Annotated in this window: 20 protein-coding genes; 7 read left to right on the forward strand and 13 right to left on the reverse strand. The window is 64.9% G+C overall.

From position 1 onward, the window contains the following. Positions 1-146: 146 nt before the first annotated feature. Together AB5Y64_RS00085 and AB5Y64_RS00090 are read right to left on the reverse strand one after the other, a co-directional pair. A complete protein-coding gene (locus AB5Y64_RS00085; protein ID WP_368203006.1) occupies positions 147-1,379 on the reverse strand; it encodes an MFS transporter in 1,233 nt (410 codons plus the stop codon). After that, positions 1,372-1,881 (reverse strand): nucleoside deaminase, encoded by a 510-nt coding sequence (locus AB5Y64_RS00090; RefSeq protein WP_368203009.1) that lies wholly within the window; start codon positions 1,879-1,881, stop codon positions 1,372-1,374. The genes AB5Y64_RS00085 and AB5Y64_RS00090 overlap by 8 nt, the downstream gene beginning before the upstream one ends. Before the next feature lie 115 nt (positions 1,882-1,996). Here AB5Y64_RS00090 and AB5Y64_RS00095 point away from each other — a divergent pair, with 115 nt between their 5' ends. Beyond that, positions 1,997-2,839 (forward strand): LysR substrate-binding domain-containing protein, encoded by an 843-nt coding sequence (locus AB5Y64_RS00095; RefSeq protein ID WP_319885263.1) that lies wholly within the window; start codon positions 1,997-1,999, stop codon positions 2,837-2,839. 16 nt (positions 2,840-2,855) lie between these two features. Here AB5Y64_RS00095 and AB5Y64_RS00100 read toward each other — a convergent pair whose 3' ends face one another. The 3 genes from AB5Y64_RS00100 to AB5Y64_RS00110 form a co-directional block, all read right to left on the reverse strand. Continuing rightward, entirely contained in the window at positions 2,856-3,323 is a 468-nt protein-coding gene (locus AB5Y64_RS00100) for a GyrI-like domain-containing protein (protein ID WP_182721806.1), read from the reverse strand. Between the two features lie 20 nt (positions 3,324-3,343). Continuing rightward, positions 3,344-3,499, reverse strand: a complete 156-nt coding sequence (rsmS, locus tag AB5Y64_RS00105; protein ID WP_010674200.1) for a pleiotropic regulatory protein RsmS — start codon at positions 3,497-3,499, stop codon at positions 3,344-3,346. Positions 3,500-3,583: 84 nt separating this feature from the next. Then, positions 3,584-4,051, reverse strand: coding sequence for an acyl-CoA thioesterase (locus AB5Y64_RS00110; protein ID WP_010674201.1), 468 nt, complete (start codon positions 4,049-4,051; stop codon positions 3,584-3,586). A gap of 173 nt (positions 4,052-4,224) precedes the next feature. On the opposite strand from AB5Y64_RS00110, the gene AB5Y64_RS00115 reads away from it, so the two are divergent. Together AB5Y64_RS00115 and AB5Y64_RS00120 are read left to right on the forward strand one after the other, a co-directional pair. Next, complete coding sequence (locus tag AB5Y64_RS00115) at positions 4,225-4,875, forward strand: tellurite resistance TerB family protein (RefSeq protein WP_042015902.1); 651 nt, start codon at positions 4,225-4,227, stop codon at positions 4,873-4,875. A gap of 155 nt (positions 4,876-5,030) precedes the next feature. Next, on the forward strand, positions 5,031-5,489 hold the full coding sequence (locus tag AB5Y64_RS00120; protein WP_010674203.1) for a GNAT family N-acetyltransferase: 459 nt from the start codon (positions 5,031-5,033) through the stop codon (positions 5,487-5,489). Positions 5,490-5,515: 26 nt separating this feature from the next. Here the strand turns inward: AB5Y64_RS00120 and AB5Y64_RS00125 are convergent, their stop codons facing one another. Further along, complete coding sequence (locus AB5Y64_RS00125) at positions 5,516-6,964, reverse strand: PLP-dependent aminotransferase family protein (protein ID WP_102948230.1); 1,449 nt, start codon at positions 6,962-6,964, stop codon at positions 5,516-5,518. Positions 6,965-7,084: 120 nt separating this feature from the next. Between AB5Y64_RS00125 and AB5Y64_RS00130 the strand changes: the two genes are divergently transcribed. Genes AB5Y64_RS00130 through AB5Y64_RS00140 form a run of 3 tightly spaced genes read left to right on the forward strand, consistent with a single transcriptional unit; the run spans position 7,085 to position 9,925 of the window. After that, positions 7,085-8,656 carry a cytochrome ubiquinol oxidase subunit I gene (locus AB5Y64_RS00130; RefSeq protein WP_043155254.1) on the forward strand — a complete coding sequence of 524 codons (1,572 nt, stop codon included), beginning with the start codon at positions 7,085-7,087 and terminating at the stop codon, positions 8,654-8,656. After that, positions 8,656-9,783 (forward strand): cytochrome d ubiquinol oxidase subunit II, encoded by a 1,128-nt coding sequence (gene cydB, locus AB5Y64_RS00135; RefSeq protein WP_368203013.1) that lies wholly within the window; start codon positions 8,656-8,658, stop codon positions 9,781-9,783. Before AB5Y64_RS00130 ends, cydB begins: the two co-directional genes overlap by 1 nt. A 28-nt stretch (positions 9,784-9,811) precedes the next feature. Then, the gene (locus AB5Y64_RS00140) at positions 9,812-9,925 is read left to right on the forward strand and encodes a CydX/CbdX family cytochrome bd oxidase small subunit (protein WP_010674207.1); all 114 of its coding nucleotides are present in this window, start codon (positions 9,812-9,814) and stop codon (positions 9,923-9,925) included. Between the two features lie 61 nt (positions 9,926-9,986). On the opposite strand, the gene AB5Y64_RS00145 is transcribed toward AB5Y64_RS00140, so the two are convergent. From AB5Y64_RS00145 to AB5Y64_RS00165, 5 genes are all read right to left on the reverse strand, one after another. Further along, positions 9,987-11,156: an MFS transporter gene (locus AB5Y64_RS00145; RefSeq protein ID WP_042865230.1), complete on the reverse strand. Its 1,170-nt coding sequence runs from the start codon at positions 11,154-11,156 to the stop codon at positions 9,987-9,989. Positions 11,157-11,707: 551 nt separating this feature from the next. Continuing rightward, positions 11,708-12,511, reverse strand: a complete 804-nt coding sequence (gene dkgB, locus AB5Y64_RS00150) for a 2,5-didehydrogluconate reductase DkgB (protein WP_049636798.1) — start codon at positions 12,509-12,511, stop codon at positions 11,708-11,710. A 90-nt stretch (positions 12,512-12,601) separates the two neighbouring features. Then, positions 12,602-12,892: a putative quinol monooxygenase gene (locus AB5Y64_RS00155; protein WP_368203016.1), complete on the reverse strand. Its 291-nt coding sequence runs from the start codon at positions 12,890-12,892 to the stop codon at positions 12,602-12,604. Between the two features lie 151 nt (positions 12,893-13,043). Then, entirely contained in the window at positions 13,044-13,412 is a 369-nt protein-coding gene (locus AB5Y64_RS00160; protein ID WP_279989686.1) for a VOC family protein, read from the reverse strand. 19 nt (positions 13,413-13,431) lie between these two features. After that, the gene (locus AB5Y64_RS00165; protein ID WP_319908961.1) at positions 13,432-13,818 is read right to left on the reverse strand and encodes a DUF6404 family protein; all 387 of its coding nucleotides are present in this window, start codon (positions 13,816-13,818) and stop codon (positions 13,432-13,434) included. Positions 13,819-13,986: 168 nt separating this feature from the next. Between AB5Y64_RS00165 and AB5Y64_RS00170 the strand changes: the two genes are divergently transcribed. Beyond that, positions 13,987-14,889 (forward strand): LysR family transcriptional regulator, encoded by a 903-nt coding sequence (locus AB5Y64_RS00170; protein ID WP_041212776.1) that lies wholly within the window; start codon positions 13,987-13,989, stop codon positions 14,887-14,889. Between the two features lie 181 nt (positions 14,890-15,070). Here AB5Y64_RS00170 and glpK read toward each other — a convergent pair whose 3' ends face one another. Further along, positions 15,071-16,573, reverse strand: coding sequence for a glycerol kinase GlpK (gene glpK, locus AB5Y64_RS00175; protein ID WP_010674229.1), 1,503 nt, complete (start codon positions 16,571-16,573; stop codon positions 15,071-15,073). 54 nt (positions 16,574-16,627) lie between these two features. Next, the gene (locus tag AB5Y64_RS00180) at positions 16,628-17,476 is read right to left on the reverse strand and encodes an MIP/aquaporin family protein (protein WP_103243391.1); all 849 of its coding nucleotides are present in this window, start codon (positions 17,474-17,476) and stop codon (positions 16,628-16,630) included. Positions 17,477-17,934: the final 458 nt, after the last annotated feature.

The raw sequence follows: 17,934 nt of genomic DNA on the forward strand, positions 1-17,934 counted from the left end.
TTGCAATAGAAAGAGGGAGGCATCATGCCTCCCTCGATTTTTTGTCCTGATACTACGTGGACTGGAACTCAAATTCTCTTAAGTGAACAGCATTGGGCCAAGGCCGGTGTTGTGCTTTCAGGCCCCCAAGGTCGGTGCTCGCCGGATCAGGCGGACTTGTGGCCTGCCGTCTGCACAGCCATGGCCTGCTTCGGGGGCAGGCCCATGGCCCCTGGGTAGTGGCGCGGGTTGAGACGCACCACCAGCAGGCTCATCAGGACCAGGGCACCGAGCTGCCACTGCCAGGCGGCGGCGAAGTCACCGCTTGCATGGTGCAGGCGGGCCGCCACCCAGGGGCCGGTAGCCGCCACCATGAAGCCGACCCCCTGCATCAGGGCGCAGAGGGCGCCCGCCCGGCGCGGGTCGGGCAGGTGATCCAGCGCAATCACCATGATGAGGGAGAAGCTCCCCCCAAGCCCGGCGCCGCACAGCAAACACCAGAGCAGGGGGGCGGTCTGGGGAGCGAGCCAGAGGCCGCCAAAGCCCGCCAGCTGCATGGCAATGGCCAGCGCCATCCAGGGGCGGCGGTCCAGCCGACCGGCTGCCAGCAGAGGCAGGCCAAGGCCGCTCGCGGTCTGGGCCAGGGCGAGCCAGGCCACCAGCTCGCCCCCTTGCTGGGCGCTCCAGCCCGCCGCCATGTAGGCCGGGGCCAGCCAGGCCACGACGATGCCGTAGCCGCTGTTGATGATGCCAAAACAGGCGATGAGCAGCCAGGTGCGGGGCAGGGGGAGCAGCCGCTGCTCCCCGGTGGGGGCGGGCGTGCTGGCCGGGGCGGGCAGGGGCACCCGCCAGGCCAGCCAGCCGAGGGCCAGCAGCACCGGCAGGCCCCAGAGCGCCAGCGCCCGAGACCAGTCCAGATACTCGGCAAGGCGCGGGGTGAGCACGGCCCCGAGCGCCCCGCCCCCCATCATGCAGGCGGAGAAGATCCCCATCACCAGGGGCACCTTTTGGGCGAACCCCTCCTTGATGAGGCCGGGCAGCACCCCCTGCACCAGGGCTGAGCCCAGCCCGCACAGGGCGGCGCTGGCGATGAGCAGGGCGCCGCTCGCCAGGTCGACGCGCAGGGCGCTGCCAAGGGCGAGCAGCAGCAGGGCCGTCCCGAGCAGGGGGCGCGGGCCCGTGCGACCCAGGAGCGCCGGGGTGAGCAGCACGCCGACCCCGATAAGCCAGAGGGGCAGCAGGGTGACCCAGGCCAGGGTATCTACCCCCAGGGCCAGCCTCGCGTCGATGCGAGGGGCCAGGGGGCCGATGGCGGTGAGGAAGGGGCGCAGGTTGAGGGCGATGAGGATCACCAGCACCAGCAAGGCGCCGCTGCCCGGGGGGAGGCGGCGCTTATGCATGGGGCAGGGGACCGTAGAGGGTTTCGGCCGCGATGGGGCTCGCCAGCTTGATGAGGGGCAGGGGCGGCGGGCACAGGGGCAGTCGCAGGGCCGCGTAGGCCGCGCGGCTGTCATAGCCGAAGGGGGCGGCATCGTCGTTGTCAAAGGCGTAGTAGACCGCCTGGATGCCGTTCATCATCAGGGCCGACAGGCACATGGGGCAGGGGTGCCCGCTGGCATAGACGATGGCCCCTGCCAGCGGCCCCTGGCGACTCCCTTCCCGCAGCGCTTCCAGCTCCGCGTGACGGGTGGGGTCCCCCGCCTCCAGCATGCGGTTGACGGCGCTCGCCACCAGCCGGTTCTCCCTCACCAGCAGGGCGGCGAAGGGGCGCCCCCCTTGCTGGCGATGGGTCAGAGCCAGGTGCAGGGCCTGCTCCAGCCACTCCTGATGGCTGGGGGCCGAGGCGGCGGTGAGGGAGTTGAGGAGGCGGGCACCGGACTGGGAAGGGGGTGGCATGGTCATATCCTGGCAAAAAGGGGGAGGACAGCAGCCTAGAGGGTCGCCGCATCATTTGGAAATTAAATGATAAAATGACTTCCAGTGGTTTTATAAATGGAGATTGCCCATGGAGCGCCCCCTGCTGGACCCCCAATTGCTGCAGAGCTTCGTCGCCATCGTCGAAACCGGCAGCTTTACCCGCGCCGCCGAGCGTATCCACCTCACCCAGTCCACCCTGAGCCAGCAGATGCGCCGCCTGGAGCAGCAGCTGGGTTGCACCCTGCTCGACCGATCCGGCCGCCAGGTGGTGACCACGGCCCAGGGGGAGACCCTGCTCGGGCTGGCGCGCCGCATCCTGGGGCTGCTGGCCCGGGCGGGGGAGCGGGTGAGCGAGGCGAGCCACCCCCTGCGCCTCGGGGTGCCGGAGGATTTTGCCGCGGGGGCCATGACCCCGGTGCTGGCCGCTTTCGCCCGCGCGCACCCGCAGGTGCGGCTGGAGGTACAAAGCGATCTCAGCCATGCCCTGTGGCAGGCATTCGAAGGGGGAGAGCTGGATCTGGCCCTCATCAAGCAGGGGCGCGGCCAGGGGGAGCCCATCGCCCGCTGGCGCGAGCCCCTGGCCTGGGTTGACAGCCGGGAGTGGCCCGCCGCCGGGCGCGAGCCCCTGCCTCTGGTGGTGTTTCCAAGCGAGGGGCTCTACCGGCGCCAGATGACCGACGCCCTGGATGCCGAGGGGATCCCCTGGCGCATCGCCTACGTGAGCGGCAGTCTCGCCAGCCTGCAAGGGGCGGTGAGCGCGGGGATCGGGGTCAGTCTGCTGCCGGCGCGCTTGCTGCAACCGGATCAGGTGGTGCTGGCTCACTGGCCTGCGGTGCGCTCGGTGGAGCTGGCCCTGCACCAGGGGCCGGGCACGAGCGAGCCCCTCGCCCGGCTGGGGGAGGCGCTGATCGCGCTCTGTGACGAGGTGATGGGGCCGAGGTAGCCCGGGCGGTCAGGGGTCAGGCCAGGGCCTGTTTTGGCACCACGGCGAGCCAGATTTCCACTTCGCCGCTGCCGGTGGCGGCGTCAAAGCGGGCGCCGTAGCGCTCGAAATCCGGCTGCTGGGCAGATTGATAGTCCGATTGCGCGAGCCACGCCAGGGCCTGCCTCCAGGTATGTGGCAGGGTCGCGACATGCCCCTGATGCAAGAAGATGGCGTAGGTCTGGGGGGCGATGCGCATGCGGCCAAGCCCGGGAGGCAGCACCTCCAGGGTGGCGACCTCCACCCCGCAGAGGTATTCGCAGTGGGTGTCGGTGGCGGCGCAGATGACGCCATAGGCGTGCTCCCCGAGCTGGCCCGGCAGGGGAAGCAGGGCGCTGAGGTCGCGCCACTGGCCGGCGAAGTCCCCCTGCTCGAAGGGGTGGTGACGGCGCAACCCCCCGAGGAGCATGGCGCGGCCTTGTTCGATGCGAATGGGGGCTGACATGGTGCCTCCTGCGGGGGCGCTCAGGCCTCCCGACCTTCCTCGAGCTTGCGCTCATAATCCCGGCGAACGATGGCGAGTGCCGCCAGGGCCAGCGCGGGGGCGATGTGGTTGGTTTCCAGCAGTTCAATCAGATCCACCGCGAGCTGGACCTCGGGGGGGGCATTTTCCAGAGACATCTTGGGTTCTCAAGGGCAAGGGTGGTCGCCATTATAGCGCCCGGCGGCGCGAAGACACGCCCCGGCTGCCCGGGGCGGGACGGGTCACATGTGCTGGCGCATCTCCTTGTCCAGCTCCTCGCGCAGGGCCATCAGCTTTTTGGCGTACTGCTGCAACTGCAGATCGCTCTCGCTCACCGGCTGCCACTGGGGCACCGGGGTGGGTTTGCCATGCTCGTCCATGGCCACGAAGATGATGATGCAGTGGGTGGTCTTGCGCCGCTCCGGGTCGGTGGGGTGGCGGCTGTAGACATCCACCGCCAGGTGCATGCTGGTGGTGCCGGTGTGGATCACCTTGGCGTGTACCTCCACCAGCTGGCCTATCTGGATGGGGCGCAAGAAGCGGATGCCCCCCACATAGACGGTGACGGCATAGCCGCCACACCAGCCGGCGGCGCAGGCGTAGCCGGCCTGGTCAATCCACTTCATCACCATGCCGCCATGGACTTTGCCGCCAAAGTTGACATCGGCGGGTTCGGCGAGAAATTGCAGGGTCAGTTCACGGGCGCTCATGGTACTTCCTTATGTCGAGGCAAGGGGGGACTCCTTGGCTGTCCCCCGGGGACAATAGCAGCGGTCGGGGCCTGCACTGATCCAACCAGCGCCTCTTCTTGTCTGCGTCGTCATTCACCTTGAGTTCAGCGCAGGCGGCCCAGCATGACTCATCACGCGAGGGAGGAGGCCCCATGAAACAGATGCTGGAGCAATTGATGGGAGCTGGCAAGGGCTGGCTCAACGACGGTGGTGACACGCGCAAGGCCCAGATGAAGGGCATGGCGCAGGGGGGATTGGCCGCCGGGGCCATGGCGCTGCTGCTTGGCAACAAGAAGATGCGCAAATATGGCACCAAGGTGGCGGCGGTGGGGGGGGCGGCAGCCCTCGGGGGGCTGGCCTACAAGCTCTATCAGGACTGGCAGACACAGCAGTCCACCCCGGCCCAGCCGACCCAGCCCCTTGACACCCTGGAGGGCAAGGCCTTGGATGCCCGCGCCAACCTGCTGGTGCGCGCCATGGTGGCGGCAGCCCGGGCCGACGGCCACATCGATGCCGCCGAGCGCCAGAAGATCCAGGAGTACCTGACCGAACAGGGGGAGCGGGATGCGGCCCGCTGGATTGACGCCGAGCTCTCCCGCCCCCTCGACCCCCATGTCCTGGCGCGAGAAGTGACCGACATGGAGCTGGCGACCGAGGTCTACCTCGCCTCTCTCCTCACCATCGAGGTGGATCACTTCATGGAGCGCGGCTATCTGGACGAGCTGGCGCGGGCCTTGAAGCTGGATGACAACCTCAAGGGGAGCATAGAGCGCCAGGTTGCCCAGCTGGGGGCGCCGGGCTGAGCCCGGGAGTCAGCGGATGCACAAGGCCCCGTTATGGGGCCTTGTCGTTGCCGGGGGGCTGTTGATTGCCGTGACGAGCCGATAAGATGCGGGTTCCAAAGGGTGACCGCCGAGCCTCTTTCCTCGCTGGCGACCCTCACTGCAAGGAGCATCAAGTGGACATTCGCAAGGCAACTGAACAGGATATCGACGCCATTCTGGCCCTGAACCGGCAGATAGGTCAGCTCCACTTCGAGCAGGTGCCCGAGGTGTTCTGCCCCCCGTCCCCGGAGGACAGGGCCTTCTTGCTCGGCGCCATAGCCGACGAGGCGCGTCTTTTCTGCGTGGCGGTGGTGGCGGGGGAGGTGGCGGGTTTTCTCACCGCCCGCATCGACCTCAACGAGAGCGTCCCCTTTCTCAGCAAGCTGCCCGTCTGCCGCATCACGACCGTGGTGGTGGATGAGGGGCTGCGCTCCCGGGGCATCGGCCGGGCGCTGATCGCCCACGGGGACCAGTGGGGCAAGGCGCGGGGCGCAAGCCAGCTGCGCCTGGAGGTGATGGCTTTCAACGAGCGGGCCAGGGCCCTCTACGAGCGACTGGGTTTCAAGGCCCAGTCACAGACCATGGCCAGGTAAGGCGCATTCGCTTGCAAAAGGGCCCGTTACGGGCCCTTGTCGTGTGAGGCGTCTGGGGGGCTCTGCCAGGTTTCCCGTTGCCGGGCGATGAGGCCCGCAAGCCGGTTGAGCGCCGCGTCCAGTTGCGGGCTCCAGGGATGGGAGCTGTTGAGGCGCAGGCAGTGGTTGTGCTGGCCCTGGCTGGAGAAGAGGGCCCCGGGGGCGATGGAGACCCCCTGCTCGATGGCGCTGGCATAGAGCGCCCTGCCATCGAGGCGGGCGTCAAATTCGAGCCAGAGAAAGTAGCCACCATCGGGGTTGGAGATACGCGCCTCGGGGAAGAGGCGCATCAGGGCTGCCCGCATCTGCTGCTGGCGCTGGGCCAGGGTGTGGCGCAGGCGGCGAAAGTGGGCGTCCACCCCGCCCTGGCGCAACATGTCTGCCAGCGCCAGCTGACTGGGCACATTGGTCGACAGGGTCGACATCAGTTGCAGCCGCTGGATGCGCTCGGCGTGGCGCTTCGCCACCACCCAGCCGACCCGAAAGCCCGGCGCCAGACACTTGGTCCAGGAGCCGCACAGCAGGCTCTCTCCCCGCGCATCCCAATGGGTGATGGGCCTTGGCCGCTCGCGCCCGACATAGAGCTCCGCGTAGACGTCATCCTCCACCAGGGGGACCTGATGGCGGTTGAGCAGCCCCATCAGCGCCTGCTTGTGCTCATCCGGCATGGTGTGACCGAGGGGGTGCTGCACATTGCCCATCAGCCAGCACGCCTTGACGGGGCGCTGGGCGAGGGCCTCCTCCAGCAGGGCGAGATCGATGCCCACCCCGGGGATCACCGGGATCTCCACCACCTTGAGCTTGAGCCGCTCGATGGCCTGCAGGGCGCCGTAGAAGGTGGGGGACTCCACCACCACCCAGTCGCCGGGCTCGGTCAGCACCTGAAGACTGAGGGAGAGCGCCTCCATGGCCCCCGTGGTGATGATGATCTGCTGGGGATCCACCGCCATCCCCTCGCCGGCGTAGCGCCGGGCGATGGCGCGGCGCAGTGCCTCGTTGCCGGGGGGCAGATCTGCCACCGTGCTGAAGGGGTCTAGGCGGCGCATGCAACTGCCGAGGGCCCGACCGAGCTGGGGGTGGGGGAAGAGGGTCGGGTCCGCCACCGCCATGCCAAGGGGCACCAGCTCCCGTGACTTGCTCGCCTGCAGCACCTCGAACACCAGATCGTTGATGTCCACCGAGCCGCTGTAGCGGGCCTGCTGGGGCTGGCTCTCCCGCCGGGCCGTGCTCGCGGCCTTGACGTAGTAGCCGGACTGGGGCCGCGCCAGGATGAGGCCCCGGCTTTCGAGCAACTGATAGGCCTGGAGTACCGTCATGGGGCTGAGGCCGTGGGTCTTGCAGCTCTGGCGGATGGAGGGGATGCGCTCCCCCGGCTGCCAGAGGCCGCTCGTGATCTGCTGTTGCAGCTGGTCTGCCAACTGGCCGTAGCGGGACATGGTGGGCCCAAACTGTTATAGGTGTTTTTCACTATAACTGCATCTGTTATAGGTGTCATGGACCATGGTGTACTTGGCGGGCGAAAACCTGTCCGTTAAATGCAACATAGAGAGTCATGCATGATAAGCCTGGATGATGTGGTCAGCCTCTCCCGAATACAGTTCGGGGCGACGGCGATGTTCCACTTTCTGTTTGTGCCCCTCACCCTGGGGCTGTCCTGGATCCTGGTGATCGCCGAGTCGGCCTACGTGATGACCGGCAAGGTGATTTACAAGGACATCACCCGTTTCTGGGGCAAGCTGTTTGGCATCAACTTCGTCATGGGGGTGACCACCGGGATCACCCTGGAGTTCCAGTTCGGGACCAACTGGGCCTATTACTCCCACTATGTCGGCGATATCTTCGGCACGCCGCTGGCGGTGGAGGGGCTGATGGCCTTCTTCCTCGAATCCACATTGGTGGGCCTCTTCTTCTTCGGCTGGGACAAGCTCTCCCGCGGTCAGCACCTGCTGGTGACCATGCTGGTGGCGCTCGGCTCCAACCTCTCCGCCCTCTGGATCCTCATCGCCAACGGCTGGATGCAAAACCCGGTCGGCGCTGAGTTCAACCCCATGACCATGCGCATGGAGCTGGTGGATGTGGCCGCGGTCATCTTCAACCCGGTGGCCCAGGTCAAGTTCGTCCATACGGTGGCGGCGGGCTATGTGGCGGCCTCCCTGTTCGTGATGGGGGTGAGCAGCTGGTATCTGCTGCGCGGCATGGAGGTGCGCTTCGCCCTGCGATCCTTTGCCATCGCCTCGGGTTTTGGCCTCGCGGCCATCCTCTCTGTCATCGTGCTCGGGGACGAGTCGGGCTATCGCTCGGGGGAGGTGCAGAAGGTCAAGCTCGCCGCCATCGAGGCGGAGTGGGAGACGGAGCCCGCCCCGGCTTCTTTCACCCTGTTCGGCCTGCCGGATCAGCGTGCCGAGACCACCCACGCGGCCATCAAGATACCCTATCTGATGGGCATCATCGCCACCCGCTCCCTGGATGAGCAGGTGACGGGCCTCAAAGATCTGAAAGCGCAGCACGAGGTGCGCATTCGCAGCGGCATGCTGGCCCACGAGGCGCTCGAAGCGATGCGGGCAGATGGCAGCAACCAGGCGGCCCGCGCCACCTTCGAGCGCCACCGCAGCGATCTGGGCTACGGCCTCTTGCTCACCCCCTATACCAAGGAGATTGGCAAGGCGGACGAGGGGGCCATCGCCAAGGCGGTGGAGGACTCCATCCCCCAAGTGGCGCCGCTGTTCTGGAGCTTTCGCCTGATGGTGGGCATCGGCGTGGCGCTGCTGGCGCTCTTTGCCGCCGCCTTCCTGCAACTGTGCCGGGGCAGGCTGGTGCAATCCCCGCGGCTGCTCAGGGCCCTGCTCTGGTCTATTCCGCTACCCTGGATTGCCATCGAGGCGGGCTGGTTCGTGGCGGAGTTCGGTCGCCAGCCCTGGACCATCAGCGACGTGCTGCCGGTGTCGGCCTCCGTCTCCCTGCTGCAACCGGGGCAGCTCTGGTTCAGCCTCATCGCCATCTTCCTCATCTACAGCAGCCTGCTGGTGGTGGAGTTGTTCTTGTTGCGTCATGTGATCCGCAAAGGGCCTGCCAGCCTGCAGACGGGTCGTTATCAAGGTGAAGTGTTGCAAAACGGGAGTCCTGCCTGATGGATTACGAAACCCTGAAAGTGATCTGGTGGGGGCTGGTGCTCTTCCTGCTGGTCGGCTTCGTGGTGATGGATGGCTTCGATCTCGGGGTCGGCATGCTGCTGCCCGTGGTCGGCAAGACGGATGACGAGCGGCGGGTGCTGCTCAACAGCGTAGGGCCGGTGTGGGAGGGCAACCAGGTGTGGCTCATCGCCGGTGCCGGCACCCTGTTTGCCGCCTGGCCCCTGGTCTATGCCGCCGCCTTCTCGGCGCTTTACGTGCCCTTCATGTTCCTGCTGTTCGGCCTCTTTTTGCGCCCGGTGGGCTTTGACTATCGCAGCAAGCTGCCGGACCCGGTCTGGCGCCGCTGGTGGGATCGCGCCCTGGTGGTGGGCGGTCTGCTGCCGACCCTGGTGTTTGGTGCCACCCTTGGCCTGGTGTTGCAAGGGCTGCCGTTTCGCTTCGATGCGGCCCTTCGTATCCACTATGGCGCCTTTGCGTTCCACTGGCCGCTGCTGTTGACCGCCATGGGGACGGCGCTGGCGCTGCTCTTGCTACACGGTGCCAGCTTCCTGCAGTGCAAGACCCAGGGAGCCATAGCGGTGCGCAGCGCCCGCCTCGCCCTCTGGCTCGGCCCCCTGGCGAGCGCCCTCTTTGCCCTTGGCGGCGTCTGGCTTGGGGAGATGGCGGGGTATCGCATCACGGCCATCGGCGATCTCAACGGCGCCCTCACTCCGCTGATGAAAGAGGTGGTGGCGGTGTCGGCGGGCTGGCTTGGCAACTTTGTCGCCCATCCGGTGCTCTGGGCCGTGCCTGTGCTCGGGCTCCTGCTGCCCCTGGTGTGCGCGCTGGCAAGCCGCCTCGGCAAGTCCGGGCTGGCTCTCGTTGCCAGCGGCGGTGCCTGCGCCGCCATGATGCTGACCGTGGCCATCGCGCTCTTCCCCTTCGTGCTGCCCTCGTCCCTGGATCCGGCCAGCAGCCTGACCCTGTGGGACAGCACCTCCAGCGAGCGCACCCTGCTTATCATGCTGGGGATCGTCGGAGTACTGATGCCGGTCAACATCGGCTACACCCTCTGGGTCTATCGGGTGGTGCGCGGCAGGGTCAGCGCCGAACAGGTGCGCCAGCACGGCCACAGCCTCTACTAATCCGCTTCAACACAAGGATCAACGCGATATGTGGTATTTCACCTGGTTGCTGGGGCTGGGGTTCGCCTTGCTCTGCGGGCTGGTCAACCTGCTCTGGCTGGAGGCGCGCTGGGCTGCCGATGAGGATCTCAAGGAGCCCTGAGCCTCGCATCTTGCCCATGAAAAAGGCCGACACAGGGTGTCGGCCTTTTGCTTGCCCGGGGTCAGGCAAGGGCGGCGCGGCGCTCGCCCGCTTCGCTGACATGGGTGAGGCCGTAGGCCAGCAGGACGATGAGGGCGCCAATCCAGGGGGTGTGCATCAGGCCGAGGTGCTCCACCACGAAACCGCCGACCACGGAGCCCAGCGCAATGCCGACGTTGAAGGCGGCGATGTTGAGGCCGGAGGCCACATCCACGGCATTGGGGGTGTGGCGCTCGGCCTGTTTCACCACCAGTACCTGCAGACCCGGCACGTTGCCAAAGGCGAAGGCGCCCCACACCAGCACGGTGAGTACCGCCAGCACCGGGTGCGGTGCGGTGAAGGTGAGCACCAGCAGCACCACGGCGAGCCCGGCGAACAGCAGCTTCAGCGCGGGCAATGGGCCCATCCGGTCAGCGAGCTTGCCGCCCCAGATATTGCCGACGGCGACCGATACCCCGTACACCAGCAGAATGAGGCTGACCGCGCCGGCGCTAAAGCCGCTCACCTGTTGCAGGATGGGGGCGAGGAAGGTAAACGCCGTGAAGGCACCGCCGTAACCGAGCGCCGTCTTGGCGTAGACCAGCAACAAGGGCTTCCTGGTGAGCACCGAGAGCTGCTCGCGAACGCTGGAGGCGGCCCCCTTCGGCAGGTTCCCCGGTACCAGCAGCATGCTGCCCACCATGGCGACGAGGCCGAGCAGGCTCACCACCAGGAAGGTCTCGCGCCAGCCGAAGACCTGACCAATCCAGGTGCCAAGCGGGACGCCGGTCACCAGGGCGACCGTGAGGCCGCTGAACATGATGGCGATGGCGCTGGCCGCCTTCTCTTTGGCCACGAGACCCGTGGCGATGGTGCTGCCTACCGAGAAGAAGACCCCGTGGGCCAGCCCGGTGAGGATGCGGGCCACAATCAGGCTCTCGTACCCGGGGGCCTGCCAGGCCAGCAGGTTGCCGACGGTGAAGAGGGCCATCAGCCCCACCAGCAGCCACTTGCGCGGCAGCTTGCCGGTAAGCGCCGTGAGCACGGGGGCGCCGATGGCCACCCCAAGGGCATAGAGGCTGACCAGGAGGCCTGCCGAGGGGAGCGAGACATTGAGCTGCTCGGCGATGGTGGGGATGAGCCCCACGATCACGAATTCGGTGGTGCCTATGGCAAAGGCACTTAAAGTGAGGGCAAATAACGCCAGTGGCATAACAACTCCTTGGATTGGGACTCCCGACGGGAGAATGGCGCCAGTATGCCGAGGGTGTTTGTTGGTAAAAATGACGGCAACGTCAAATTACTTTTGCCAAATCAGCAGCAATGGGGCCGTGAAATGGGGTTCCGGGAGTGGGCGAGGCCGCGAGACACACACGGCCATGCAGCACAAGTGAATGCAGAGGCAAAGCCTGTAGAGGCAAGGCGTATAGAGGCAAGGCGTATAGAGGAAGCTGGGGACAAAAAGGCAGGGGCACAAAGAGGAAAGGGCAAGGGAAGGTGGCAGTCGCGCCCGGTATTGAGACAAAAAAACGGGAGGCACAGTGCCTCCCGCTCAGGTTCTCGTCGATGGTGTCGGGTTTTCTTTGCTCCCTTCTCCCCTTGCGGGAGAAGGGCTGGGGATGAGGGGGCTATCTGGTTGAAGGCCTGATGACCTGAATAGAAGAGCCTGCCCTCACCCTCTCCCATAGGGAGAGGGGATAGCCCGTGGTTGCAGTCTGTTCGTGAGGGTCGCCGCTATCCACCGCCAAATCGAGAGGCCATGGTTTAATCCCAATTCGGCGCAAAGTCCGGGTTGGCGCAGCGCTCACCCCGATCCAGGGTGGCGATGGCGGCCATCTCATCGCGACTGAGTTGCACCTTCAGCGCAGCCAGGTTGGCGGCCAGATTCTCCCGTTTGGTAGAGCTCGGGATCACCGTCATGCCCTGGGCCAGCAGCCAGGCCAGGGACACCTGGGCTGCCGAGACGCCGTGGCGCTTGCCGATCTCCATCAGCAGCGGCTCGGTGAGCACCTTGCCATAGGCGAGTGGCATATAGGCGGTGATGGCGATGCCGTGGGCCTGGCAGAACTCCACCACCTTGCGGTTTTGCAGCAGGGGGTGGATCTCCACCTGCTGGTGGGCGATGGCGCCCGGCCCCAAAATCTTGATGGCTTCTTTAAGCTGGGCCACGGTGAAGTTGGAGACCCCGATCTCCCGGGTCAGGCCCCGGGCTTTGGCCTCGGCGAGCTGCTCCAGATAGACCGCCATCGGCACCTCATCCTGGGGGGAGGGCCAGTGAATGAGCGCCAGATCCAGATAGTCGGTGCTGAGTTTTTCCAGGCTCACTTCCAGGCTCGGGATCACCTTGCCCGGACCGAACTCGCTGGTCCACACCTTGGTGGTCAGGTAAATATCCTGGCGGGGCACGCCACTCTCGCTCATCAACTGGCCGACTTCGGCCTCGTTGTCATAGATCTGGGCGGTGTCGATATGGCGGTAGCCAAGTTCCAGCCCCTGGAGCAGGGAGTCGCGAAGTGGCTGATCTTTCAGGCGGAAGGTTCCAAGACCCAGGTTGGGCATCTTCATCATCAAATTCCTCAGGTTAGTGTTTCTACGCTCAATGCTTTGTCTGTTTGCCGGGCCTGCGGTGCAGATCCGGCGGGGAGGGCGCCGGCAGCCTCAGACCCTGTGATAGCGGCGCACCAGGCTGCTGGCAAACCACTCCTGGGTGTCGACCACGAAGGCGAGAAAATGGGGCTGCTGCTGGTGGGCGCTGAGGGCTGCTTCACTCTCCCACTCCTCGTACAGCATCCAGCTATGGGGGCTCTCCAGGCTCTGATGCAACTGGTAGCGAAGGCACCCTGGCTCTTGCAGGGTAGCGGCGATCAGCGGCTCGAGGGCAGCGCGAAACTGGGCGGCGAATTCGGGTTTGGCGTCAAGCTGGGCAATCACGATCAGGGGGGATGGCATCTGAACCTCCTCGTTAAGACGGGAGTCAGTATGCCCGCCTCAGACTGGGGGATACAGGGCAGCAGTCGCAAAACACTATTGAGGTGAGTGCAGCAATGTGGCCTCCCCATGGCTGGTCGTGGTGCAGGTGGGCCAGGGGGAGGGCGGAGTATTATCGGGCGCTGGCCGGTTCGGACCAGACCGCAAATTCATTGCCGCTGGGCTCGACAAAGTGAAAGCGGCGGCCACCGGGGAAGTCAAACAGGGGGCGCACTATGGTGCCCCCTGCGCCGGCTACCTTGCTCTGGGTCGCCTCGATATCGGCGCTGTAGAACACCAGGAGCGCCCCGCCCTGAGCACTCTGGCTGCACAGATCGGCGCGGTAGAAGCCGCCATCCAGCCCTTCCCCTTCGAAGGCGCAATAATCGGGGCCGTAGTCGGCAAACTGCCAGCCAAAGGCGGCGGTGAAGAAGGCCTTGGTGGCGGCAAGCTCCCTGGCCGCGAACTCCACATAGTTCAGTTTTTCATGGGCCTTGGTCATGGGCTCTCCTTGTCGGTGATTATTTCGGTTGCCAGCGTTTTTGCGTGGGGCTCGTGGAGTGGGGCAAGGCGTCCCAGGGGGTCAGCTTGAGCTGCTTGCGCCGAAACCAGAGCCAGGTCCCCATCAGCAGACCGAGCCCTATGCCAAACAGCAGGCTCTGGCGCAGGGCAAACCCCAGGCTCACCTCATCCTGCCAGCCGAGGCACCACATCAACACCCCCCAGATAGCGCCGATGGGGAGTCCCAGGGCAAGAACGTTGATCAGAAAGCGTTCGTAGTGGGGCGGCCTGATGGTGAACCCCGCCTTTCGCAGCAGCCAGATGATCGGCGGGTTGTAGTTGAGCGTTTGCACGCCCTTTTCGGCCAGCTCCCGATGGGCGGCGGCCAACCTGTTGTCGAATGTCATGGATCGTCCCTGTCATGGTGTGGCGCCATACGGTGCCGGTTGGCGGCATTGTACTGGCAATGGCGCAGATAAAACAGGTGGTGCGTCACGATATGAAGCGACGCCTGTCTTGCCAACTCCCGGCCATTGCACCTATAAAGACCCATTACTCTTGCCAGGATGACAACAATGAAGACCCATTCCGATGAATTGACCCTGTTTGTGGCGGTGGTGGAGGCGGGCAGCTTTCGCCAGGCGGCGGAGAATCTCGGCATGGATAATTCCGTGGTGAGCCGCGGTATCAAGCGTCTCGAAGAGAAGCTCGCCACCGTGCTCCTCAACCGCACCACCCGCCGGGTCAGCCTGACCGAGGAGGGGAGCTGGTTCTATCAGCGGGCGGTGAAGATCCTGACCGAGATGAGCGAGGCGGAAGGGTTGCTGCTGATGCGCCGGGAGCAGCCGGAGGGCATATTGCGGGTGGACGCCGCCACCCCCTTCATCCTGCATAGATTGGTGCCCATCATCGGCGAGTTTCGCCGCCGCTATCCCGCCATCGAGCTGCAACTGCACAGCTCCGAGGGCTTCATCAACCTGATGGAGCGGCGGGTGGACATGGCCATTCGCATCGGCGAGCTGACGGACTCCTCCCTGCGGGCCCTGCCCCTTGGCCGCTCGCGGCTGCGGCTGCTGGCCTCCCCCGACTATCTGAAGGCACGCGGTACCCCGCGCCAGCCGGCTGACTTGCTGGCTGGCCACGAGCTGCTCGGTTTTTTGCACCCCGATCACCTCAATCATTGGCCCCTATTGAGCGAGGAGCAGGGGGACAGGTTCGCCATCACCCCGACCCTGCGGGCCAGCAGCGGGGAAACCTTGCGTCAGCTGGCGCTGGCGGGGCAGGGGATCGTCTGCCTGTCGGACTTCATGACGGGGGATGACAGGGCGAGCGGGGCGCTGGTGGAGGTGCTGGCCCGCAGCAACAGCGGCGCCTCGCGCCCCATCCATGCGGTCTTCTACTCCGATGCCCAGCGGGACATCCGGCTGCGGGTCTGGCTCGATTTCCTGAAAGAGCAGCTCGGTGCTGAGGCGTTGTAGAGGGCATGTCGACAGTTCCAACCCCCTCCACGAGGGGGAGGGGTCATTTTCTCCCACCCCTTGGCAAGGGAAGGGTTGGGGTCGGGGGCGGTCAGAACAGTCGTGCTCGCCAATAAAAAGAGGCCGACATCGCTGTCGGCCTCTTTGCTTTTTTCATCTCAAGGACGCGTTGGTTACCCCATCACTCCTCTTCGGCCCAGCGGCGTGAGCGTTCCACCGCCTTCTTCCAGCCGCTGTAGCGCTTGGCGCGATCGTCGCGGTCCATCTGCGGAATGAACTCGCGGTCCACGCTGAACTTGTCTTCCAGCTCTTCAGAGCTCTTCCAGAAGCCCACGGCGAGGCCGGCCAGGAAGGCGGCGCCCATGGCGGTGGTCTCGATGCGGGTCGGACGCACCACAGGGGTGTGCATCATGTCAGCCTGGAACTGCATCAGGAAGTCGTTGGCCACGGCGCCGCCATCCACCTTCAGGGCTGCCAGCTTGATGCCGGAGTCCTGCTGCATGGCATCCAGCACGTCGCGGCTCTGGTAGGCGATGGATTCGAGCGCCGCACGGATGATGTGGTTGCGGTTGGCGCCACGGGTCAGGCCGACCATGGTGCCGCGAGCATACGGATCCCAGTAGGGGGCGCCCAGGCCCACGAAGGCCGGCACCAGGTAGACGCCGTTGGTGTCGCCTACCTTGCTCGCGAAGTAGTCGGTATCGCGGGCATCGTGGATGATCTTGAGCTCATCGCGCAGCCACTGGATGGTGGCACCGCCCATGAAGACCGCCCCTTCCAGTGCGTAGTTCACTTCCCCTTTCGGGCCGATGGCGACCGTGGTCAGCAGGCCGTTGCTGGAGCGAACCGGCTCGGTGCCGGTGTTCATCAGCATGAAGCAGCCGGTACCGTAGGTGTTCTTGGCCATCCCTTTTTCGAAGCAGAGCTGGCCGAACAGGGCGGACTGCTGGTCACCGGCGATACCGGCGATGGGGATGCGGGCGCCGCCGCCACGGGTGGTGTAGCCATAGACCTCGGAGGAGGGTTTGACTTGCGGCAGCATGGAGGCGGGGATACCCAGCTCGTCCAGCATGCGCTCATCCCACTTCAGGTCGCGGATGTTGTAGAGCATGGTGCGCGAGGCGTTGGTCGGGTCGGTGACGTGCACTTCCCCGTTGGTCATCTTCCACACCAGCCAGGTGTCGATGGTGCCGAACAGCAGCTCGCCGTTCATTGCCTTCTCCCGGGCACCTTCCACGTTGTCCAGGATCCACTTCACCTTGGTACCGGAGAAGTAGGCATCCAGCACCAGGCCGGTGTTTTCGCGAACGTACTCTTCAAGGCCCCGGGCCTTGAGCTCTTCGCAGATGGCCGCGGTGCGGCGGCACTGCCAGACGATGGCGTTGTAGATGGGTTTGCCGGTGGCCTTTTCCCATACCACTGTGGTTTCACGCTGGTTGGTGATGCCGATGGCGGCGATCTGCTCGCTGTGCAGGCCGCTCTTGGCCAGCACTTCGGTGAAGACGGAGGACTGGGTCGCCCAGATCTCCATGGGGTCGTGCTCGACCCAGCCCGCTTTCGGGTAGTGCTGGGTGAATTCGCGCTGGGAGGTCGCGACGATGTTGGCGTCCTGATCGAAGACAATGGCACGGGAGGAGGTGGTGCCCTGGTCCAGCGCAACGACAAATTTCTTTTCAGCAGACATGATGTTCTCCACGTTTTTATTTTCCACGTTGTTACACGTTGGGGAGGGCCGCTCTCAGGCGGCGGCCTCTTCTTTGTTAGACAGCTTGGCGGCTTCTTCGGTGGCGAAGCGGTTGCCCGGGACGCAGGGAGCCAGCACTTTCACATACAGGGCGGTACCGATCTGGGCGCCGACGATGGGGCCAAGGATGGGGACCCAGAAGTAGGGGTTGTCACGACCACCGGTCAGGGCCACGTCACCCCAGCCAGCCACGAAGGCGAACAGTTTGGGGCCGAAATCACGGGCCGGGTTCATGGCAAAGCCGGTCAAGGGGCCGAGGGAGGCGCCGATCACCGCGATCAGGATACCGATGAGCAGGGCGGCGGCGAAGCCTTTGGGGGCGCCGTTGTTGTTGTCACCCAGTGCCATGATGCCCAGCATCAGGACGGCGGTGATCACCATCTCGACCGCGAAAGCCTGCATGTTGGAGAGCAGGGCATTGGGGTAGGTGGAGAAGATGCCTGCGGTGCCGAGGCTCTCGACGCTGCCGCGCACCACGTTGTGGGTCAGCTCCCACTGGGTGAACAGGTTGCTGTAGAGGGCGTAGACCAGGGCGGCGGAGGCGAATGCCCCGGCTATCTGGGCGATGATGAAGGGCACCACCTTGCGCTTGTCAAAGCCGCAGAAGGTCATCAGCGCCAGGGTCACGGCAGGGTTGAGGTGGGCACCGGAGATGCCACCGGTGACATAGATGGCGATGGCGACACCCAGGCCCCAGGTAATGGAGATTTCCCATTGCCCGAAGTTGGCGCCAGCCAGCACCAGGGCGGCCACGCAGCCGACGCCGAAGAAGATCAGCAGGCCGGTGCCGATAAACTCGGCGAGGCACTCGCCAAGCAGGGTATTGGGTCTTTGTATGCTCATAGTTGTTATTCCTTATATCCACCCACAGTAGGTTTGATGTTCCGTTTTGTTATCTTTCATTCCCATTCATTGCGCCCGAAAACGTTTCTTCTTGTTTTTTGAGCTTGCGCAAACGTTATGCTCGTTTGCGCTCGTTCTTGGACGAGAGAGAAAATAAACCTTCTGCGTCAATTCACCATACCCTCGCCACCGGAAATGTGGGCAAGATCCCATTCATTGCTAAGAAAATGTGACGAAAAGCAACAGTTGTCGGCCATATTACTCCTTAGTGAGTAGCCAAAAGCCACGCCATGCGTGGGCTGACCCTGGATGCGCGTTCACTCACTACGTCACAATTTTTGTAATAAAACTGCAATAATTTAGGGTTCATCGCGGCTTTCCGGGGAAGGCCGCCTTGATTTTCAGAAAAAAGTATTCTGAGTCCCTAAATCCATATGCCATGCGCTTTATCACTTTGA

This window comes from Aeromonas sp. R5-1 (genome assembly GCF_040908265.1).
Classification (GTDB): Bacteria; Pseudomonadota; Gammaproteobacteria; order Enterobacterales; family Aeromonadaceae; genus Aeromonas; species Aeromonas caviae.